The organism is Klebsiella sp. P1927 (assembly GCF_018204675.1).
Lineage (GTDB): Bacteria > Pseudomonadota > Gammaproteobacteria > Enterobacterales > Enterobacteriaceae > Klebsiella > Klebsiella pneumoniae.
Genome location: NZ_CP073378.1, coordinates 25,971 through 45,030, shown reverse-complemented (window position 1 = coordinate 45,030; position 19,060 = coordinate 25,971). Strand labels below are relative to the sequence as shown.

21 protein-coding genes are annotated in these 19,060 nt (G+C 42.8%); 19 read left to right on the top strand and 2 right to left on the bottom strand.

All coding sequences use genetic code 11. From position 1 onward, the window contains the following. Positions 1-128 precede the first annotated feature (128 nt). The 19 genes from KB892_RS27475 to KB892_RS27385 all read left to right on the top strand — a co-directional run bounded on the left by KB892_RS27475 (position 129) and on the right by KB892_RS27385 (position 15,887). On the top strand, positions 129-1,928 hold the full coding sequence (locus KB892_RS27475) for an ATP-dependent helicase (protein WP_004181776.1): 1,800 nt from the start codon (positions 129-131) through the stop codon (positions 1,926-1,928). A gap of 333 nt (positions 1,929-2,261) precedes the next feature. Next, positions 2,262-3,248: a hypothetical protein gene (locus KB892_RS27470; protein ID WP_101992392.1), complete on the top strand. Its 987-nt coding sequence runs from the start codon at positions 2,262-2,264 to the stop codon at positions 3,246-3,248. Positions 3,249-3,392: 144 nt separating this feature from the next. Then, positions 3,393-3,746 carry a hypothetical protein gene (locus tag KB892_RS27465; protein ID WP_004181774.1) on the top strand — a complete coding sequence of 118 codons (354 nt, stop codon included), beginning with the start codon at positions 3,393-3,395 and terminating at the stop codon, positions 3,744-3,746. 61 nt (positions 3,747-3,807) lie between these two features. Continuing rightward, entirely contained in the window at positions 3,808-4,629 is an 822-nt protein-coding gene (locus KB892_RS27460) for a hypothetical protein (RefSeq protein ID WP_004181772.1), read from the top strand. 27 nt (positions 4,630-4,656) lie between these two features. Then, positions 4,657-5,709: an ATP-binding protein gene (locus KB892_RS27455; RefSeq protein WP_004181771.1), complete on the top strand. Its 1,053-nt coding sequence runs from the start codon at positions 4,657-4,659 to the stop codon at positions 5,707-5,709. 96 nt (positions 5,710-5,805) lie between these two features. Further along, positions 5,806-6,882, top strand: a complete 1,077-nt coding sequence (locus KB892_RS27450) for a DUF3150 domain-containing protein (protein WP_004026538.1) — start codon at positions 5,806-5,808, stop codon at positions 6,880-6,882. 63 nt (positions 6,883-6,945) lie between these two features. Further along, the gene (locus KB892_RS27445; RefSeq protein ID WP_145015273.1) at positions 6,946-8,955 is read left to right on the top strand and encodes a VWA domain-containing protein; all 2,010 of its coding nucleotides are present in this window, start codon (positions 6,946-6,948) and stop codon (positions 8,953-8,955) included. A gap of 71 nt (positions 8,956-9,026) precedes the next feature. Then, positions 9,027-9,257, top strand: a complete 231-nt coding sequence (locus tag KB892_RS27440; RefSeq protein ID WP_004181768.1) for a hypothetical protein — start codon at positions 9,027-9,029, stop codon at positions 9,255-9,257. A gap of 110 nt (positions 9,258-9,367) precedes the next feature. Beyond that, positions 9,368-10,612, top strand: a complete 1,245-nt coding sequence (locus KB892_RS27435) for a DUF7146 domain-containing protein (protein WP_004181767.1) — start codon at positions 9,368-9,370, stop codon at positions 10,610-10,612. 68 nt (positions 10,613-10,680) lie between these two features. After that, positions 10,681-11,220 carry a hypothetical protein gene (locus KB892_RS27430; protein WP_004181766.1) on the top strand — a complete coding sequence of 180 codons (540 nt, stop codon included), beginning with the start codon at positions 10,681-10,683 and terminating at the stop codon, positions 11,218-11,220. A gap of 141 nt (positions 11,221-11,361) precedes the next feature. Next, positions 11,362-11,583, top strand: coding sequence for a hypothetical protein (locus KB892_RS27425; protein WP_223175070.1), 222 nt, complete (start codon positions 11,362-11,364; stop codon positions 11,581-11,583). Then, a complete protein-coding gene (locus tag KB892_RS27420; protein WP_014386527.1) occupies positions 11,576-12,184 on the top strand; it encodes a hypothetical protein in 609 nt (202 codons plus the stop codon). Before KB892_RS27425 ends, KB892_RS27420 begins: the two co-directional genes overlap by 8 nt. After that, positions 12,171-12,413 carry a hypothetical protein gene (locus KB892_RS27415; RefSeq protein ID WP_004181763.1) on the top strand — a complete coding sequence of 81 codons (243 nt, stop codon included), beginning with the start codon at positions 12,171-12,173 and terminating at the stop codon, positions 12,411-12,413. Before KB892_RS27420 ends, KB892_RS27415 begins: the two co-directional genes overlap by 14 nt. Positions 12,414-12,460: 47 nt before the next feature. Next, positions 12,461-12,925, top strand: coding sequence for a hypothetical protein (locus KB892_RS27410; RefSeq protein ID WP_004181762.1), 465 nt, complete (start codon positions 12,461-12,463; stop codon positions 12,923-12,925). A 9-nt stretch (positions 12,926-12,934) separates the two neighbouring features. Continuing rightward, positions 12,935-13,342: a hypothetical protein gene (locus tag KB892_RS27405; RefSeq protein ID WP_032409750.1), complete on the top strand. Its 408-nt coding sequence runs from the start codon at positions 12,935-12,937 to the stop codon at positions 13,340-13,342. Positions 13,343-13,384: 42 nt separating this feature from the next. Next, the gene (locus KB892_RS27400) at positions 13,385-14,344 is read left to right on the top strand and encodes a DNA replication terminus site-binding protein (protein ID WP_014386528.1); all 960 of its coding nucleotides are present in this window, start codon (positions 13,385-13,387) and stop codon (positions 14,342-14,344) included. Further along, complete coding sequence (locus tag KB892_RS27395) at positions 14,341-15,099, top strand: hypothetical protein (RefSeq protein WP_004181760.1); 759 nt, start codon at positions 14,341-14,343, stop codon at positions 15,097-15,099. The genes KB892_RS27400 and KB892_RS27395 overlap by 4 nt, the downstream gene beginning before the upstream one ends. Then, the gene (locus KB892_RS27390; RefSeq protein WP_016946351.1) at positions 15,096-15,425 is read left to right on the top strand and encodes a hypothetical protein; all 330 of its coding nucleotides are present in this window, start codon (positions 15,096-15,098) and stop codon (positions 15,423-15,425) included. The genes KB892_RS27395 and KB892_RS27390 overlap by 4 nt, the downstream gene beginning before the upstream one ends. A gap of 144 nt (positions 15,426-15,569) precedes the next feature. Continuing rightward, the gene (locus KB892_RS27385) at positions 15,570-15,887 is read left to right on the top strand and encodes a hypothetical protein (protein WP_004026552.1); all 318 of its coding nucleotides are present in this window, start codon (positions 15,570-15,572) and stop codon (positions 15,885-15,887) included. Positions 15,888-15,952: 65 nt separating this feature from the next. Here the strand turns inward: KB892_RS27385 and KB892_RS27380 are convergent, their stop codons facing one another. Both KB892_RS27380 and ltrA read right to left on the bottom strand, forming a co-directional pair. Beyond that, the gene (locus tag KB892_RS27380) at positions 15,953-17,089 is read right to left on the bottom strand and encodes a tyrosine-type recombinase/integrase (RefSeq protein WP_014386529.1); all 1,137 of its coding nucleotides are present in this window, start codon (positions 17,087-17,089) and stop codon (positions 15,953-15,955) included. An 85-nt stretch (positions 17,090-17,174) separates the two neighbouring features. After that, on the bottom strand, positions 17,175-18,662 hold the full coding sequence (gene ltrA, locus KB892_RS27375; protein ID WP_004178082.1) for a group II intron reverse transcriptase/maturase: 1,488 nt from the start codon (positions 18,660-18,662) through the stop codon (positions 17,175-17,177). Between the last annotated feature and the right edge of the window lie 398 nt (positions 18,663-19,060).

Sequence of the window (19,060 nt, the reverse complement as noted above, 5' to 3'; positions counted from 1 at the left end):
GCAGTACATTCTGGGCGGGGAGCAGTCAATGATACAAAATACTGAAGATAAAACGAAAAACAGCCTCTATTTCAGAAAATTCTTTCCTGAATGTGACATGATTTATGCCGGAACAGGAAGGAGCTAAGATGTCATCGAGTACAGAAGAACAAGAGCGTGTTATACAAAATATGGATAAAAACACGATGGTCATTGCCTGTCCAGGGAGTGGCAAATCCTTCACCATGAAGGAGGGAACAAAAGCCATTTTTCAACGTCATCCATTGGCCCGGGTATCCCTGGTAACCTTTACCCGTGCGGCCACAGACTCTTTAAAAAATAGCCTCCAGAAAATGATAGAGCCGAGGTTTCTCAACCGTATAGAGGTCGATACCTTTCACGGTTTTATAAAAAAAATGGTAAACCAGACCGGTTGGAAAGGAGGGCTTCTAATCGGACACAAACAAATGGCGATGGTATCACGGGTACAAAAACATCTTAACTACCATGAAAGTGTGAACGACATAATGCCATTCATCGACGGCATTGGCCGGGAGCTTAACCCGGACATTATCAGGATTAAATATACACGCGACCAGGTGGCGTTCTACAACGAGTACATGAGCTTTTGCAAAAAGGATAATGTTGCAGATTTTAACTCACTTTCAAAGTATGTAGTGGGCATGTTGAGTGCCGATAAGATGAGGCCTTTAAGTATTACTCATCTGATTGTTGATGAAGTACAGGACACCGATGGTATTCAATTCACTTGGATATCTGAGCACGCAAAGAGGGGCATCAACACCACAATCGTAGGCGATGATGACCAGACAATATACAGTTTCAGAGATGCAGGTGGAGTTAAGATCTTTCGTCAGTTTGATAAAGCATATAATCCTAACGTTTTTCACCTGACCAAATGTTTCAGGTGTGCACCATTGATCCTTAAATTTGCTGATACAGTGATCAGAAAGAACAAAGCCCGCTATGAAAAGAGTCTCGTGTCAGGCAGAAATGGGGATAAAGGAAAAGTAACTTTTATAAGATCGGATAAGGCAGACGACCAATTTGATGTGATCAAGGAGCTGGTGGAGAAAAACCCTCATGATTGGGCGATTTTAAGCCGAAACAACACGACACTCGACAAAATGGAAAGTTATCTTGAAGTTCCGGTTACGAGGATAGGGGGAAAATCCTTCTGGGAGGGATTAGAGCCAAGTAACATTCTCCATCTGTTCTCCTTTTTCCGACAGCCAGGTAACATCGGTCTGATGAAACGAGTTCTATCTTTCCTCAATGAGGATGAACAAGTTTTGGACACAGTGTGGAAGCATATGAGTTCCAAAAAAGTTACTTTTCAACAAACTGATTTACCTCCTGATGCATCAGTCCTTACCAAAACCCTACACAAGCACATGGCACCGATGATGACTGATACACGAGTCAAAGAAGAAATTGAAAACCGTTTTAAAAAAATTAAAGAATGGTTAGAAATGGCCGGATACAAGATGTCCAATACGAAAGGTGATTCGTCAGTAACCCGGATTTCTTTAATGTCATGCTACCGTTGGGCAATGAAAGATGGATGGCTTAAGATGCTAAATATTGCAGCTGGCATGACCATGGGTAACAAAGTGGAATCTAGTGAAACAGAGCAAAGTGGAATCTGTCTCTGCACGCTCCATGGTTCCAAAGGACTGGAATGGAAAAAAGTACTAATCATCAACTGCAACCACGACCAAATACCCTCACCGAAGGTTATCGGTGATGAAGGGATAGAAGAGGAGCGTCGTTTATTTTTTGTTGGGATGACAAGGGCAGAGCTTGAGCTTTACATTACCTGGCATGGGAAACCGTCAGAGTTTATCACTGAGTCGTTCCCGAAAGTAGTTGAGTTAGCTGAAGAAATACCAATTATTGAGGGAAGTGAAGATATGTGTTTACAATGATACAGGGTTGATGTATAAATTTCTCAATAGTTTTACTTTTAATACCTTTATACCTTCTAAGATATCCATAAATGGGTAGCTCAATTTTGAGTTTCGACACCAGAGCCTCTTTCCAAAAGAATGGCGCTGGTGCGATAACTCACATCTGTCTTACCACAACTCGTAGTTAAATTGCTTTCAAAAAGTAACTTTCTACGGACTTTCTAATGCCAGAAAAGTATAAACTCAGGCGGTTTGTTGCTTCAGGGTGATAAACGACGGCTTTCGCCAATTTCTAAATAAACTGCGTAAATGGTTTTTCCGGATTTAATTCTAAACTTAAAGGTATATAAAATGACTACTGCTACTACTGCTAAACCCAAAGCTAAAACCCCAACACGTGCTAAAACCGCCACCAGTGCTAAACCGTCACGCCCGGCTGCTGACAAAATTGAGAAAGATTCAATTTTGATGGCTTATTCCAAAGCGTTTTATGGTGAAGAAATTCCACCATCGAATACTGGCAGTGATATTTGTAAAATAGAAAAAGGCACCGATGACGATAAGAGTTACATCTGGTATATGACAGAATCTGTCAGCCGTGTAATTGAGTTAAAGGCGCTTGAAGAAAGTTCTAAACTGAAGCATTTAGTTGGTTGTGAACGTTCTGTGATTTACAGCGTGAATGTTGGTGATGTCTTCATTAATGAGATCAACCTCGATGAGGCTGAACAACTTCTTGAAGAATTTCCCGACATCCCACGTGAAAAAACGCTCGAAGCTTTTTTATCATCTCTTGATGAAAAGCTTGTTGAGTTGAATATCAGCTCCATTGTTACTTCAGAGTCTCTTCACTTCGGTAAAGATAAACTGACCAAGCTGGGTGCTGTTAAAGTAAGTCAATGGCTTGATATGGTTATTGATGAGGTGCATGTTTTTTATAAACGTCAGCACTTTGTTGAGACCGTTGAATCTCGTCATGAGGACCTCAATGACCTTTATGGTAAATTGAAGCCTTTGATGAGTGAATTCGGGCTTCAAGACAAATACTATGACTTATCATTTAACGAGATGATGATTCACAAAGTAAATGGTTTTGATTTTATAGTTGCAGATTTAATGCCACGACTGCTTAAACTTGAAGCATCATTGAAAGATGATGAAATGAAAGCTAAAGCAGCTATGGAAACAAATCAAGCTCAAGAAATTAAAGCTGTAGAAAATAATAGTTTTGTAAAGGGATATGATAATACGGTATCAAGAGTACTGAAAGGTGCTGCTTGTGTTGCCATTCTCTATTTCGGAATCTCAACTATTATGAACTTCATTGGCTATAATTGATACTTATCTTATTCATGGAGTTCAACTATAAAAGTTGTCCTTTATAAAAAGGTATCATCTTCTAAATTTTGTTTAATCACACATCCATAAGGAGAAAAAGAGACTCCTTTTGGGTCTCTTTTTGTTTTTTAAAAGAGGCCTAACATGTTTACAAATCACATAAATACTGTTTGCGTTTCCGGCGAGGTTAATAAGGTGATTGTTCGTAATGAATATGACACTATTATGCTAATACTGGATAACAAACAGGAAATGGAAAGAAATGGTAAAATAGAAATGGTAGTTTCATCGATCCAAGTGAAAATACCTCAAGACCTGTATGATAAGGAGTTTAAAGAGATTATTCGAGGCGATAACCTGATGATAACTGGTTGTCTGGTGACTGATAAAGTTCACTCTGGTGAATTGACGGTTGTTAGAGTCCAGGCCCAGAAATTGATTCACCGAGCTCCTAAGCCTATTGAAGGTTTCGGCGGTTCAAGGTTCTTAACACGTTAATAATTTTTTAACCCCTATTGGGAGAAATCCCATTTGGGTTTCTCCTATGGAGAAACCTATCATGCATTTAAGTAGTAAATTAAGAAAGATTGAGAATGAAAACCAACTTAGTTTCAGATTCTTCTTTGAGGATGATGGAATTAAAGAAAAGGTATATATACCTGTGGAATCAAACTCAATAGTTGAAGATCATGGTAACAAAGTACCGAACCATGATTATCAAGAGCTAGATGATTTCATTTGGACAGATGAACATATATGTACGTTCTTCTATAAAATAATGGAGTCATCTTTTGTAACCGTTCAGTACCATATAGACCAATCGATGGTCTATAAAATTGATGCCAATGGGTTTCGATATCTAACACCGAAATTAAAATTGGAGTTAGATTGGTATTGTACTAAACAATTTCAAATTGTGTGTCATCGCTTCGGATATGACCCAGATGAAATTATTGATTTTATTAAGTCAAGACTTCTTCTTGCAATACGTTCAAGAGAGTCAAGGCAAGATCTTATTAAATCTTTAGAAACTGACAACTTAACATTTTCTCATCCTATTATAGGCCCGATTAAATGGTCAGATTTCTTAGATGATAGATATTGTTATACAAGGAGATCATTGATCATTAAATGGTCAATAGCTGACAGATTGAAACTCTTTAAAAAGATTTTCGATGAGCAAATGATTATCCTTGAAAATCTAAGTGAAAATGGTGCCTGGACTTTGGATCAGAATACCGATTCTTATGTTCTTAAAACCGAAGCTGTGGATTATGTTGAGTGGTTATATTCCGATGCATGTAAGGTAATATCTCATGTATACGGTTTTGATTACGGATTACTTTTCAGCACTTCGAAAGCCATTATCAAAAACCTTTAATTTCATAAATATCCAACGGAGTTATATATGACACCCGCTACTACTGCTAACAACAATGCAAAAATTCTAACTTTGAATGTTAACTCTGACTTAGAAATTAAATATTTCGAACCTCATGAGTTAACCAAGGCTATAGAATATCAAGATGAAGAGGAATACATTATTGTCCGTGCAAACGAGCACTTTAATGTTGACTGTTTTGGAGAAAATGACGTTATACCTATTTTCAAAAGAGTTACTCCTTTTCGTGCTCCGTTAAACAGTAAATATCGTCCAAATCCGATCACTCTACGCCGTATGGTGAAGTTACTTTTAAATAATGAAGTAACTGCTGGCATCTGCCTGCAAGGAGAATCTGGATCTGGTAAAACGGAGTTAGCATTATATATCAGCCATATGCTGAACTGGCCTATCACCATCAAACAAATCAACAATGAGTTATCGATTGATGATCTTGAAGGTATGAGAACGCTAGAAAATGGAAATACACGGTATGTTTATAGTGACCTTGTGCAAGGCTATCGTGATGGGCATATCATTCTTCTTGATGAGATAGATAAAATAAACCCAGATACGGCAGCTAAGCTTCATATGCCGCTTGAGCGTAAACCGTGGGCAACCGGTAAAGAAGGTGGCGAGTTGATTTATGCAAATCGCTACACCCGCTTTATTGGTACAGCTAACACTAACATGAGTGGAGAGGATATGCGTTTCGCTTCATCACAGTCCCAAGACTCTGCATTTATTAAGCGTTTTTTAATATTGCCGATGATTCGACCTGATGAACAAGCTATGTATTGTGCAGCTGAGGCTCATTTTCCTGATTTGAAACCTTCATGTTTAAGAATGTTTGCAAAAGTTGCTTTTGAACTTAACAATCTGAAAGATGACGAACTGGTGATGGATATTCGTGAATTGATTTCATGGATTTCTACCTCCAAAGTCCTTGATGAAGAAATTTCTGTTGGGTTTAAAATTGCATTCACGTCTAAGTTATCTTCTGAAGCATGTAGTAAAGCTGAAATTTTGCTTGAGCAACTTTTCCCGGAAGAAGTATCACGTTCAATTTCACAATTGTAATTGATACGTTTATTTAAATTTTACCTACCCCCCCCCCCCACCGTGAAATATTTTCCCTTTGGGAGATATTTTTCCGGTGCATACTGGAGAAATATCATGGCTAATATCAAAATCGCTGCTATTGCTGATACCACTCAAATCAGTAACACTGTAAAAAGTTTCATCGACCGCAATCCTGAATTACAAGATGGTGCCGTTATTATTAAGGTAGATGTCGAAGGATGTCAGGGTCGCCGTAGAACGAATGAAATTCGACAGTTTCTTGATGAAGATGAAGTATCGGACCAATCGAGTGTGAGTAAGGTTGAAGTCCAATGGATTTCTACTAAGGCTTTGAACTTTAAAAGCGCTGTTCATACAAGATTGAGTAATCTCAAACGTAAATACTGCATTCCTTTCAGCTCCATGAATATACTGCCAACCTCTAAGTTGGAAGAGTATTTGATTGAAGTAGAGGCCGTCCGAGAATATTTCAAGGAAGGCATTCAGAATGCTCTAGAGCGTTATGAAGAATACATTCAGATGGAAAAAGACAGAAGTCCTAAATTGGCAGAATTAATTGAAAAATTAAGAATGACTAAAGATGACTTCGAAAAATCGTTTCTTTTCCAGATTAGCCATCCAATCCCTTTCACACCAATGTCAATTGATGGAGAGGATTTAGGAGACCGCTATTCAGTTGGTTTAATACAGGATATTGCTCTGACTGCTGAATCTATCTATGCTTCCTGCACAAAACCTAAAATTGACCAGACTTTCGTAGAAAAACTGTCAAATTTAAAAGATAAGGTTGTGAGTTTTATGTTTTTGGATGATCGTGCAACTAAAATTGCTGACTCTATCCAAAGCGTACTAAACCATCTTCCTTCTGGTAATTTGGATTCCCCCCTTCACATGAGTTTGTTTCGCGAATGGTTATTACTGCTAAGTGATACGAATCGTTTGAACAGAATTATGGATGGTGACGATCTTGTAACAGGTTTTATTGCCGAAATTAAAAATCGTTTTAACGATTTAGATGATAATTTGGCTAATAATACTGGTTCCATTTTCGTTGATCCTTTTACTGGAAATGGTATTCCTGCTAAGACATCTAATTCTTCGATAACTCCGGTCTCAAATAATGATGTAGTCCAGAAAAAAGTAACTTTCTCGACTCCATTTAATTTTTGATATCTTCTAATCCCTTGTGGGCAAACCCACATGGGTGCGCCCATTTAACTTTATGGGTGCTATATGACTATTAAGCTAAACAATTCTATTCGTAGTAAGTTGGCTGTAGATAATCTTGCTCGTGTGATTGGTGCTGATCCTGAACTCAATGTTCTTTTTTTGGGGCCACATGCAACACCATGCATTAACATGAGATCTAAAACTATTTTTTTACCAAACGGTGACTTTAGTAATGACAAATACTGGAAGCTATGTAGCGGCTGGATATGTCATGAAGGTGGTCATAATCGTTATACAGAAATCGAAACTACTGTTGATTTTGAAAATGAATATTTATCAAAACAACCTGGCTTCGAATGTATAATGCCTGACGGAACCGCTAGTTTTTCCTCTAAAGAAGAGGAGAAAAAAGCGGAAATAAAACTTAAGAGGCTTCATCGTTCTATTAACCTCTTCGAAGACATTCAGATGGAAGAGAAAACTGGTAATCAGTTTCCGCTTTCAAAAGTAATGCTTGCTGAAATGTATTCGTTTATGGTTAGTGATGGAAACATGACTGGTGACGGTTCTAATATCGTTTCCTACATTGAAATGTATATTTTAAACAAGCTTCGTGTAAATCAGCTTGGGCAAGAAGGCGTTCCTGAAATATTGAATGATTTTTTTGCTCTTGCTGATACTGTTCTATTCGACATGAAAGACCGTTTTGATTCTTTGATTCTCGAAGCCACAGGGGTTAATTCAACTCTTATGGCATGTGAGTTAGGATTGAAACTATATGAAGAACTAGAAAAGTTACGTGATGATCTAAAAGATAAAGAAGAACAAAACCGATTAGATGACTCTGATGACTCTGACGGCTCTGATGACTCTGACGGCTCTGATGACTCTGATGACTCTGACGGCTCTGACGGCTCTGATGACTCTGACGGCTCTGACGGCTCTGATGACTCTGACGGCTCTGACGGCTCTGACGGCTCTGACGGCTCTGATGACTCTGACGGCTCTGACGGCTCTGATGACTCTGACGGCTCTGATGACTCTGACGGCTCTAATGACTCTGACGGCTCTGACGGCTCTGATGACTCTGACGGCTCTGATGACTCTGACGGCTCTGATGACTCTGATGGCTCTGACGGTTCTGATGGTTCTGTAACTTCTGCACGTACAACACAAAGTTTCTCACCAGCGCAATTAAGAAAGGCGATTGAAGATCTTGATGAATACCTAGACACAGAGGCTGAACAGGATAATTCTCATGATTTTCATGAAGCTATAAAAAAATCCATATCTCAAATGGCATCTTCTTTCAGTGATGCTGAAATTCAAAACTTTGGTTTTCGTTTTGGTTTTATCACTCTGACCGAGGAGGACTATAATAATGCTCTAGCTCACTCTCGTGAGCTAAGAAAGTTACTTTCTTCTTTAAATAAGCAAACTGTACGGCGTAACAACAGGCTAACTGATCGTGGATCTCGTATTCATAGTAGAAAGCTTGTTGAAGTACCTATGGGTGCAACCTCTGTGTTTAAGAAAAACGGGGAGGGATACAAAAGGTCTGATGTAGGTGTAATAAACCTGCGTGATATCTCTGTATCAATGCATGACGTATCAGTTTTAGCCTTAAAAGCAAATCTTGCATTTACCCTTGCTTGTGAATCGGTGAACAATATTGATGTTGCTGATCTTGTTTATCCAGTTCAAAAAGAAGGTTATATAGATATACTTAAGTTTTTTAATAAATCTGTATCTAGTTGCTTTTCAAATTATGAAAATGTTTCTAGCGGATTACATACCCCAACTGCGACAGCGATTAATTCATGCGTGGAATATTTCTCACGTTTGAATTTCTCACGTAAAGTTATCTTTATTGCGACTGATGGTGACCCATCTGAATCAATAGATGATGTATGCTCTGCAGTTAAAAATGCTAAAAAACATGGCATAGATATTGTTTGTGTCGGTTATGGCATTGATAAACCTCTAGGCTTTGATGGTGTTTATTTTAAAAAAATAAACGATATCTCTGAATTAAATTCTTTGTATAAAGATTTAATCAGAAGCCTAGTTTAACTTCTATTATCTTCCCAAGCGGGCTTATATACCCGCATGGGTATGTTTGCTCGCCTTTAAGGAGCAAACATATGAAAGGTAATAAGTATATTAAACGTGTTCGCGTTGACTCTCGTCAATTAGACAGTGGGATGATTGGAACCAAGGTATACGTCACAGAAGGGGAAGTTGTTAATGGAATTATGCCGGTTGAACGATTAGTTCGTGATGCCACATTTTCCGAAGACAATTCCGAAGCAATGGATTCAGCAGTTGAAAGACTGGTGGCGAAATATATTGCTAATGGTTTCGAAGTCTTATAAATGATTGTGCCACTTCGTGGCACTTCTTTCATTCTGCGTTGTGGGTTTCTCAATGTTATCTGCATTGCAGTAGGCATTGTGAAACCCACAATGTCAGCTAGGAGAGTATTATGAGTCATTCTACAAATTATAATTCACCGGCTAAAACCCCTATGCAGTACGCGCAAGAAACTTTTGACCTTGTCAAATCTCATGTGCAGCAACTGGGTGGATGGCGTAATGTATTAACGTACTATCCTGAGTTTCAGGAGGCTTTAGAAAAAGCTCCACGTTCTGTCAAATGCCCGTTTACTGGTAGTGGCAAAACGAAATTCAGATTTAAAGATAGGACGCTAGAAAGTGTTCATGCTATTCATGAGGATTATCCCCATAATACTTTTATTGATGGCATTGATTTAATTGCTGAACTAAAAAGCATTAGTAAAACGCAGGCTGCAAAAAACATTCTTGAAATGCTTGGTGTTTCCAAGGATAGAAAGTTAACTGAAGCCGACCGTGTTAATATTGTTCTTTATGACAAAAAAGCTCAATCTTTTTCAGATATTGGTGAGGAAGAGAGACTTAGTCGTATAAATAAGTTAGAAGCCGTGTATAAATACACAAAATTTGTGACACCCGATTCATTGGTTGCTCGATATCTATCAGGGCGCGGTATAAAACGGATGCTCACAAAAATTCCAGCTAGTCTGGGGTTTAATGCTAAGATGAGATACTGGCCCGGTTCTAATAAGCCAGCCAGTTTTCATCCAACGATGGTTGCTATTTTTAACGATAAATTCGGTCGCAATTGCACTATCCATAAAACTCATCTTACTGATGATGGACTTAAAAAAGCTGATGTTGAAAACCCAAAGTTAATGATGAAACCGGTCTACCAGATGAATGGTGGTTCGATGCAGTTATTTAAACCAACTTACTGTGATGAAACTAAATCATGGTTTTTGGGGGTTAGTGAAGGTATTGAGAATGCGCTATCAGTAACTGAGGCGACTTCAATTCCTTGCTGGGCATCTTCAAGTTCAACATTTATGGAAATGCTGGAAATACCTGAGTATTTAATGCCACCTTCTGATTGCCAATTTATTGAATTGTCGATTTGGGCAGATAAAGATCGGGTAAATCCAAACACCGGTAATTCAGCTGGTGAGTCCGCTGCACGTGTTCTCAAGAGCCGTATGGAGCCCTTACTTGCTGAACGCTATCCTGAAGCAACAGTCCGGGTTGAGATTCATTTGCCTGAACTGGATATACCTGATGGTGCGAAAGGTGTCGATTGGAATGATGTATTAATGCTCAAGGGTCATGAAGCTTTCCCAGGCAAACTGGAAGAAAGATTTTTTGACTTGATTAAATAATTTCATAACCCATACAGGGAGAGTGCTCCCTGTGGGGCTCTCCCTTTTTTACTTTAGGAGAGCTAATTATGAACGTTTATTATGATTATGATATCGAATCGGTTTTTAACTGGGTTAAGGAACACTTCATTCTGAAGCATTCCGCTTCTCTTGTTAATAGCCCTTGGTATGACTACGACATAGAGATAGATTTGCGCTTAGTTAAGCAAGCGTTGATAAATGGTAATTTTGAATTTTTATATGTTGTTCGTGATCATGGCACAATGTTGCTTTTGCTTTCTGAGTTTCACTCCTCCAGGTCTCTAGACTGGGAAGGTAGCGAAAGCTTTGAGTACTATCATTGTAAGATGATAAGTAAACAAGGTATTAAGTTGACCAAAAAAGCAGCAGGTGAACTTTTAGATCGTGGGCCTTTACTCAACTCCTTCAGTGCCGGAAGTAAAAACTCCTATCTGAAAGAGATTTTAGAGTTTGTTAATAATAAAGGCTTTAACTTTTCCCCTGCAAAGTCACTTTTTGACTGTAAACGCATAGGAGACGAGTTAAACCTTCCCTCAATGAGTAACTTCATAGCAAGAGTTGAGAACCATATGCTCCGTATGAACTAATTACCCATTGTTGTCTATTAAAAAAAGAGCGCATATTTTATGCGCTTTTTTTTTGCCAAAAAATTTACTTGATCTTCCAGATTTAGCCCTTTAGTACAGAAAATTTGTCTTTCCTCTGTGATTTAATAGTCTCAAGGAGGAATGATGGACTACAAACACGAGTGCTATGACCTGGAAAAGTTACTTTTGGCTGATGATGAGTTTCTGCTCTACCTTTTGGGGGGGGAGAATGCAGAAGCTTTACGTAGTGACTTACAAATACGCTTTAACGCCGGTGAGCGACTTATAACTACTCAAGAATGCCCTGAATTTTCACCTGTCAAGGGCTGCCCTGGGCACGATTGCGAGACTATCGATGAGTAACCCGTTTGATCTTTCAATGTATGCATTAGTCGGCGTAATGGCTATCATAGCCGTTGCATCTACCTGGTATCCAAAAGACCGTAAAATTAACTTTTATATTTTCCTGTTGAGTATAGTCACTTTTTTGGGACTGGTTGTTTTGGGATTCCTTAACTGGTTCATTGAAGGCTCAGCTTATGGGGCTCTTGTCAGCTGCGTATGTATTATTTTCCTCTGCATGACCCGGCTCCGGTTGATTGTGTATCGCTATAACGTGAAGTCGAGTGTTAAACGAATTGTAACTTCCGTTAAGGAAGGTAAAAGAGTGGCTTTTATTGCGCACCAAAATTTGGAGCTGAGGGAAGTCGTGGTATCAATGTTCAGCTCAATGCTTCCAGAGCAGTCGCGTGTTATACATGGGCCATTTGGTTTCGGAATGGATAATGAGATTGAATTCATTAAACAGCGAAACAGTGCAGATGAAGGGTATCTCGTTATTTTTCTTAACCAGCAAGACTCTTACTCCTGGTTAAAACTCATCGCGGGTGAATCACCTGAAAAAGCGATTGCGTACAACTTTGACTTCATCCCTGATCTGGAGAGTGAACATGAAACTAAATGAGACGTCTGGCGTATGCGAAGATGTGCATCTAAATACATTTGTCATCGACCCGGCAACAGCCCGACGTTTTGAGTGCGTTAAAGAGATGGTTCGTAAGCAGGGGTTCAATAACATCACGGAGCCGGAAATCATTGATGCCATATTGTCTGAAATAACAGCTGCAGATGCAGCCGGAATTTTTATTGAGTACAAGTTAAAAGCCACCAAACCTTTGCTTTCTACAGATTAGGGCTTTACAGAGCTTTTTTTTATGTTTTCATATTCATAAATTAGAAAATGAGAACCAGTAAATTGAATATGATTTTAAAAGAAGAAATTGTTTTGGGTATCTACAGCTGGCTTCATATGACTCCGGTCAGCATGCTGGTAAGAAACATAACCAGCGATCAGGGAGGGGATTACGCGATCGTCCGCTTTACCGTCGATAGCCGGGGGGTCCAGATGGGGCCTAAGGCACAGGGCCAGCTTCTTTGTTCATTCGGGTTTAATGTAAAGGAATCCTGTGAGGCCGACCCAAAAGACGGTCCAGGCCTCATAAAGGCCGAAATGATGAACGGTGTTATGCAGCTGGTACCGGAATGCATTGAGCTCACAGACAGCCAAACCCAGGCAATCAGGAAAGAAGTAACTGTGTTTAACAGGGTTTGTGCTATGCAACTCCTGGGGGGGCATGGGAATGCAAGGTCTCTGTGGGAGAAAGAAATTCTTCCCCGGATGAAAGTGCGCAGACAACTACATTGAGGCAAGGCGATGAGCAAAGTGCATTGTATTAGTGGTATTACCTGGAAAAACTCCGATAGCGCGTCTTTCAAAGTATATGCCAGCATTGCTGCTGTATTCAGCCTTGGCCTGGTCACAGCTACCGTCAGGAACTATGAAATTCTACAACTGACTGTTCCGTATACCTGGTATGTTTTCTTCACTGCATTCTGGCTTCTGTTCCCGTCCTTTACGGTCTCTTTCCGGGAGCGGGAAGGGCGTCTGTTTACCTCGATGGGTTTTTACGGGTTAAAACTGGTCACTCTCGACCGCCCTGTCTCCGATGGGTACTGGCTGGTCACGATGGAGAAAAACCGTTATCGCCTCGTCAGAGTATGCCGGGACGGGCGACGCCAGCCTGTATGGCTGACGTTTAAGTCTTTACCAGAGTTTGTTTAACGATTACCGTCGCACGTTCAGGAATACGATACGGGAGACGATATGAATACTGACTTTGCCCATTACAACGAAGAGCAACTACGCAAACTCGGTGAGCTGCACAGTTTACTCCGTCACAGCGATATCGGCTCATCTTACCTTGCCTCGCTCCCGGAGCCCCGTAGTGTTGAGGAGTTGAATCCGCCACAGGAAATCAATGTGACTCATTCGGTACCCGACGTCGACACCCTGGTGGATATTTACCGGCAGCAGCGGGTTGATAAAGTCCATGTCAGGGATGAGCATTATTCAACCAAAATCACCCGAAAATACCCCGGGTTCGTTGTGGTCAGAAACAATCATGATCAGGTGATGTCGCTGGTGGGTGAAATCAACCGGCTTCGTGACAAATTTGCTGATGCTGTAAAAGCTATCACTCATTACCAGGACTCCCGGTCAGAAATTCTGCACCAGGTTTACCCGTGGCTGGTGACTTTACAGGTGTCCCGTAATATCCGGATCGTTACTGAGCAAATTCGCTCCCTGGGGTTCACCTGGCAAATCCCTGTCATTCATAAATTTACCCGGCTGGAAACGGTTATCGACCGCTTACGCAGGGAGATAACTGAGCTCCAGCCGGATATCAGTCTGACAAAACAGGATGTTGAACGGCTGAAACAGGAACGAACCGAAGAAATCATGATGCTGTCGTTGCTCAATGATGAAGTGAGTCATGACGATGAAAATTTGAGAAAATTTCGGCTTATCCGGGAAAGTAACTTTCCGGCTGTTAACGTCAATATCCGGTACACCAGTCCTGAAGATCCAGATGATGTTCATGGGCCGTACAAACTCAACTTTCGCGCGCCTTTACCATTAATTTTGTTCAGCGAACCGGGCCGGTTTAATCCGTTAAAAAATTACGTAAAAGGTGAAAGGCAGAAGCGCGGCGATTTTAATGAAAAATATCGTTCTGTCCTGCCCCGTATAGGGCTGGTGGAAGTCATCAGGGAGTCAAAATGAGCCGGATTTTAACCGGGATTTGTGAAGCTGATCCGGCCAGGAGGTTATACAAAGTGGCCGTCAGTAGGGGAAACACTTTTCTGTCTGCAAAAGAACGTTTTCGTGTACAGGTCTGTTTCAAAAATGCCATAACACATCCAGATGAAGATCGGCTGCTGGCCGAGCTGTTGACTGTTCATCACTTCCTGGCTGACACCTCTATTTTATGGCATATGGAGCAAAAAACTTATGCATGCACCACGACATGGGCCACCACGTCCACATGGCTGCCAGAGATATATCAGCGTCAGGCCAGCACGCCCAATGTGGTAAAGATTATCAAATTTATGCACGCCCGGTTTCCAGGCCTTAAAACGGTTGCAGAAACAAATGAGCAGGGTTACGAACAGGCGCTTACCAGTGTGGATTTTGAAATTCCTTACTGGCCGGTGCTGCCGAAATTCGAATCTGATATAGGAACGATACAGGTAACGATTGCCGGGATGATCCGTTACACAGAAACGATGAGCAATAAAGATTGTAAAACCCCTCTCGACTTAATGATAAAAAGTTTTAAGTCAGGGTTGATCCCGATAGAGAAAATGCCGTTGAGTAAGACTGAAAGGCTTATGCCTCTGAATATCAACACCGCTGGTAAGATATTTACACACGCGACATGGCCGAGATGTCGTTACATTTTCGTACCGGATGAGGCGGGAGTAATGAAACTGGTTAACGTGGTCAAATTAAGATTAAAGCCTCTGGAGGAAAAATGACTTACGCTATTTTCTTGTTAGTAACTGCTGTTTGTGCATTCGGATTAAATTATCTGACAAACAAAATCTGTTCCGGTACGGGTATGATTAACCAGAGTGGAGGCTCTAATGTACACGCCTTACGGTGTATCACATCGTTCCTCCTTCTCCTTGTCTCACTCTGGCTTCCTGTCAAACCTGCCGTGATCAATCTGGCAGTAGAGTTTGCTGCACTGGTGAATTTCATTGCATCTGTCACTCTCTATACCGTTGCAAATTTCCGGGCAAAACGGAGATTAAAAAAACAAAGAAAAGAAGAAAAGCTGCTCAAAAAGGATAATCCATGATATCGCCTCTCATTTTCATTCGTGAGACGCACCAGAACTGATTCAGGCACAGGGTAACATATTTTCAGGTTTCCTGGCTGCCTTCACAATTATTCCGAAGCAGGGAGCAATGTCAGCCGTTTTTAAATATCATCCGGAGTTTTCATGAATAATAAAAGAACGATTACCACTCGAGAGCAGATTAAAATTAATGGGGAAATTCGTGAGAGAACAGCAACCCATATTGTTACCGGTGCTCATGGGTACGAAACCCTTTGCATAAGTGGTTATATTGTCGAACATAACGAGATGGGTGAGGTTATCCATAACAGCGAAAAGTTAGCGGAAGATTTGTTGCCTGTTACCTGCCCCACATGCAGGGTCATTTGGTATCACACCCATGAATTTACACTCGATGATTTTGACAGTCTTTCAGGAAAAGGGGATTTTGTTGTGACAGATTTGAAAGAACTGAATATCTGAAAAGTTCATAAGTGACCAGCGCTCAGAAACATGTTGCTGAGTGCTGGCGTTTCTCTCAGTAAAATCTATATGTCGTCCAGATGATTACGCATAAAGCTTACCATGGCTTTTTCACTGGCAAGATATCCACGGATATAACGGAAGACCATCTTTGGATCAGACCAGTTCCCCATCTCGGTAATCTTTTCCAGGGAGTACCCGGCCTTAAACAGCTCTATGGCTCCCCCCACACGCACACTGTGTCCTGTCCATGTCCGGTACCGCCCGGACTGTCGGTTACTGTCGCCGACCTTCCCGGCAATCCCCCAGAGGCGTGCAAATGCCTGGTTCAGTGAATTAGAGGACAGCATACCAACATCTTCCCGTGATACCTTTGATTCATTCTGTAGCTGCGTCAGTAACCCCTCACTGAATCCTGCTTTGACCAGCATCCTGTCTATGGATTTTCCCCGCGATAGCTTACTGCTGGTGGACGGGAAATATCGGTTTGTATGGATGTTTACAGGCTGAAAAAGAAAACGGTGCCCGAAGGTTTCGGTATCGGTGTATTCCACCGTCTCAATCAACCGTCTGACATGCTGACTGCATTGTGGTGAGAGCTGAAATGTCAGGTTACTTGAAAGGCTTGTCTTGGTCCGCATGACGTCCAGAAGGTAACAGGACGTGTCATTTTGCCATTTCAGGTCGCCGGTTTTAATCCTTCGAATTTCCACGTTACGCAGCAGGGTTTCAAACCCAACCCATATCATTGCAAGGTCCCGTATGTCTCTCAGGTCGTCGCTTTTATGCAGCGACCGGCGAAGAATATTGAGATCGGATATAAGAAATGGAAGGGCCTGACCGGTGACGATTTTTTTCTCATTCTCCCGCGCCCGCCATACCTGAACCAGTGCTTTTATCAGAACGTTGCGGAAGTCTGGAAAACCCAGGCTGCTGTTAACGCTTGAAAGGCATGCAATAAAATGAGAGATAGTCGCCATTTTAACGGATCCATTCAGCCCATTAATATAGCGCTCGACATCAACCGCTGTGACCGGGAAGGGGGTCAGACCGTGCCTGGCGCACCATGCAGACCAGACACTCGTGACCCTTAACTGACTTCTGGCCGTATTGTACCGGCGAAACCGCAAGAGCTTGAGTGCATCCAGAGCGCTCATGTCATCGGTTCGTGAGATAGCAACCAGTTTGGTTTTATCTGTCATGGGAAGATCTCATGTCTTTTCACTGATGTCGCGGTAGGGATACCCGTTACCGGATACCCCCCGCACAGATCCCGGCGTGCGCGATTTACGCACCGGGCTCCTGCCTCGGGTGTCTGGCGGTGAACCGCTCCACAGGCCATGGATGAAGAACCCGAACCCTTGGTAGCCATGCGGCTGCCAGTTTGTTTGCTTTCGTCCAGGTCGTATCATCCTTCTGGCTCCTGCGCCTGAGCGCCCGGCGCCAGAGGTTTGTTACGTGTGTCCTGAACTTCTGCATGGTGGGGAAGTTGCCCGGTACCGAGTGATAGTTCAGGTATCCCTGAACCACTCTCCTGAGCCATTTTCCCTGTTCGGGGATTGAGTAATGCCAGCGCCTTCGCAGCCCGTCTTTGATGGCTTTCAGAGTTGCCGTCATCCGATCCCGGCGGGTCTTTCGTATCAGCATGAACCTGCCGTTGCGATCTTTCCCGCTGATGTGCGTGAACCCGAGGAAGTTGAACGTTTCTGGTTTGCCTTTTCCCCTGATGGCACGGTTTTCGGCAGCGAAGCGGCCGAACTCCATCAGACGGGTTTTCTCCGGGTGAACCGTGAGTCCGAACTCCCTCAGTCTGCGCTGCATGGCTATACGGAAGCGCCGGGCATCGTATCGTTTGTCGAACCCGATGACGATGTCATCGGCGTATCTGACCATTACCACATTGCCTGTGGCATAGCGACGTCGCCACTGATGCGCCCACAGATCGAATACGTAGTGGAGGTATATGTTTGCCAGCAGCGGTGAGATGACCGCACCCTGTGGGGTGCCTTCCTCCGTTGCTCGCCATTGACCCTCCTCCGACGTCCCGGCTGTGAGCCACTTACGTATGAGCCTGATTACCCTCCGGTCGCCGATCCGATGCTCTGTGAACCTGATCAGCCATTCGTGGCTCACCCTGTCGAAGAACTGACTGATGTCGGCATCCAGTACCCAGTTTACGTTAGTGCGTACCAGCCCTGTGGCCAGTGCGTCCAGTGCATCGTGCTGGCTTCGCCCGGGTCTGAACCCGTATGAGAACCCCATAAAGTCGTTTTCATAGACTGCGTTCAGGATTTTCACCAGCGCATACTGGACGATCTTGTCCTCCAGCGAGGCGATGCCGAGCGGGCGTTGTTTTCCATCCGCTTTTGGGATGTAGTGACGCCTGCCGGGCTGCGCCCTGTAGCTGCCCTGATGTAGCCTCCGGTGCAGATCTGTTATGTTGTTCTTCATGTTTCCGGCGTAGTCCATCCACCTGATGCCATCCACTCCGGCGGCCGCTTTCCTGCTCAGGGAGAGGAATGCGGCTTCCAGTGCTTCGACTGTCAGCAGGTGGAACAATGCTGTAAACCGTTCTTTCTTCCGCTGCTTCGCAGCTTCCCGCACGCGTGACAGCCTCTGTGACATGCTTTCCCGGCTCTGTGTCCGGCGCATGTGTGGCTGTTCCGCGTTCCCCTTGGCCCCGCTCCTTCGCTCCACTGACTCCGCTCCTTTCGGGTTGTTCGCCTGCTTCGCCGCTACTATGAGCGAGTCCGACTTCTCCTCTCCGTACATCACCGGCTATGACTCCTCGTCTTCCCGGTGCGGGCCATCTCCGACACTGGCAGATGGTCAGAGGGGAGATCTCCCGGTTCCCGCGTAGAGATCGTATTGACATGCCAGGGTCTCAGACCCCGCCGGGTCCATGTGGCACTCGCAGTATCGCACCCTATGATGTTGCCTTCCGTTAACAGTACAACGTCGGCACCCGGTAATTTAATATACATTTCGTGGCTCAATGGCTGGCCTGTCAACACCCCTGTCAACGCTTCGCCCCATACCTCGCGGTATGCAACGCATGACTCGGGGACCTTGTGGATTGCTGGTCCTTCAATGGTCGGGGACTTTCACCCCTTGATCTCTACCGGTCTCCCGGCGCACACTGTTTTTATAACCAGTATAGTAACATTGTTTTT

Bases quoted from the DNA above. Each gene is read 5' to 3' on its own strand.
- KB892_RS27475 (WP_004181776.1), top strand. From the start codon at position 129: ATGTCATCGAGTACAGAAGAACAAGAGCGTGTTATACAAAATATGGAT.
- KB892_RS27440 (WP_004181768.1), top strand. From the start codon at position 9,027: ATGAAAGGTAATAAGTATATTAAACGTGTTCGCGTTGACTCTCGTCAA.
- KB892_RS27430 (WP_004181766.1), top strand. From the start codon at position 10,681: ATGAACGTTTATTATGATTATGATATCGAATCGGTTTTTAACTGGGTT.
- KB892_RS27435 (WP_004181767.1), top strand. From the start codon at position 9,368: ATGAGTCATTCTACAAATTATAATTCACCGGCTAAAACCCCTATGCAG.
- KB892_RS27410 (WP_004181762.1), top strand. From the start codon at position 12,461: ATGAGAACCAGTAAATTGAATATGATTTTAAAAGAAGAAATTGTTTTG.
- KB892_RS27385 (WP_004026552.1), top strand. From the start codon at position 15,570: ATGAATAATAAAAGAACGATTACCACTCGAGAGCAGATTAAAATTAAT.
- KB892_RS27470 (WP_101992392.1), top strand. From the start codon at position 2,262: ATGACTACTGCTACTACTGCTAAACCCAAAGCTAAAACCCCAACACGT.
- KB892_RS27425 (WP_223175070.1), top strand. From the start codon at position 11,362: ATGATGGACTACAAACACGAGTGCTATGACCTGGAAAAGTTACTTTTG.
- KB892_RS27450 (WP_004026538.1), top strand. From the start codon at position 5,806: ATGGCTAATATCAAAATCGCTGCTATTGCTGATACCACTCAAATCAGT.
- KB892_RS27460 (WP_004181772.1), top strand. From the start codon at position 3,808: ATGCATTTAAGTAGTAAATTAAGAAAGATTGAGAATGAAAACCAACTT.
- KB892_RS27420 (WP_014386527.1), top strand. From the start codon at position 11,576: ATGAGTAACCCGTTTGATCTTTCAATGTATGCATTAGTCGGCGTAATG.
- KB892_RS27445 (WP_145015273.1), top strand. From the start codon at position 6,946: ATGACTATTAAGCTAAACAATTCTATTCGTAGTAAGTTGGCTGTAGAT.
- KB892_RS27455 (WP_004181771.1), top strand. From the start codon at position 4,657: ATGACACCCGCTACTACTGCTAACAACAATGCAAAAATTCTAACTTTG.
- KB892_RS27465 (WP_004181774.1), top strand. From the start codon at position 3,393: ATGTTTACAAATCACATAAATACTGTTTGCGTTTCCGGCGAGGTTAAT.
- KB892_RS27400 (WP_014386528.1), top strand. From the start codon at position 13,385: ATGAATACTGACTTTGCCCATTACAACGAAGAGCAACTACGCAAACTC.
- KB892_RS27415 (WP_004181763.1), top strand. From the start codon at position 12,171: ATGAAACTAAATGAGACGTCTGGCGTATGCGAAGATGTGCATCTAAAT.
- KB892_RS27405 (WP_032409750.1), top strand. From the start codon at position 12,935: ATGAGCAAAGTGCATTGTATTAGTGGTATTACCTGGAAAAACTCCGAT.
- KB892_RS27395 (WP_004181760.1), top strand. From the start codon at position 14,341: ATGAGCCGGATTTTAACCGGGATTTGTGAAGCTGATCCGGCCAGGAGG.
- KB892_RS27390 (WP_016946351.1), top strand. From the start codon at position 15,096: ATGACTTACGCTATTTTCTTGTTAGTAACTGCTGTTTGTGCATTCGGA.
- KB892_RS27380 (WP_014386529.1), bottom strand. From the start codon at position 17,089: ATGACAGATAAAACCAAACTGGTTGCTATCTCACGAACCGATGACATG.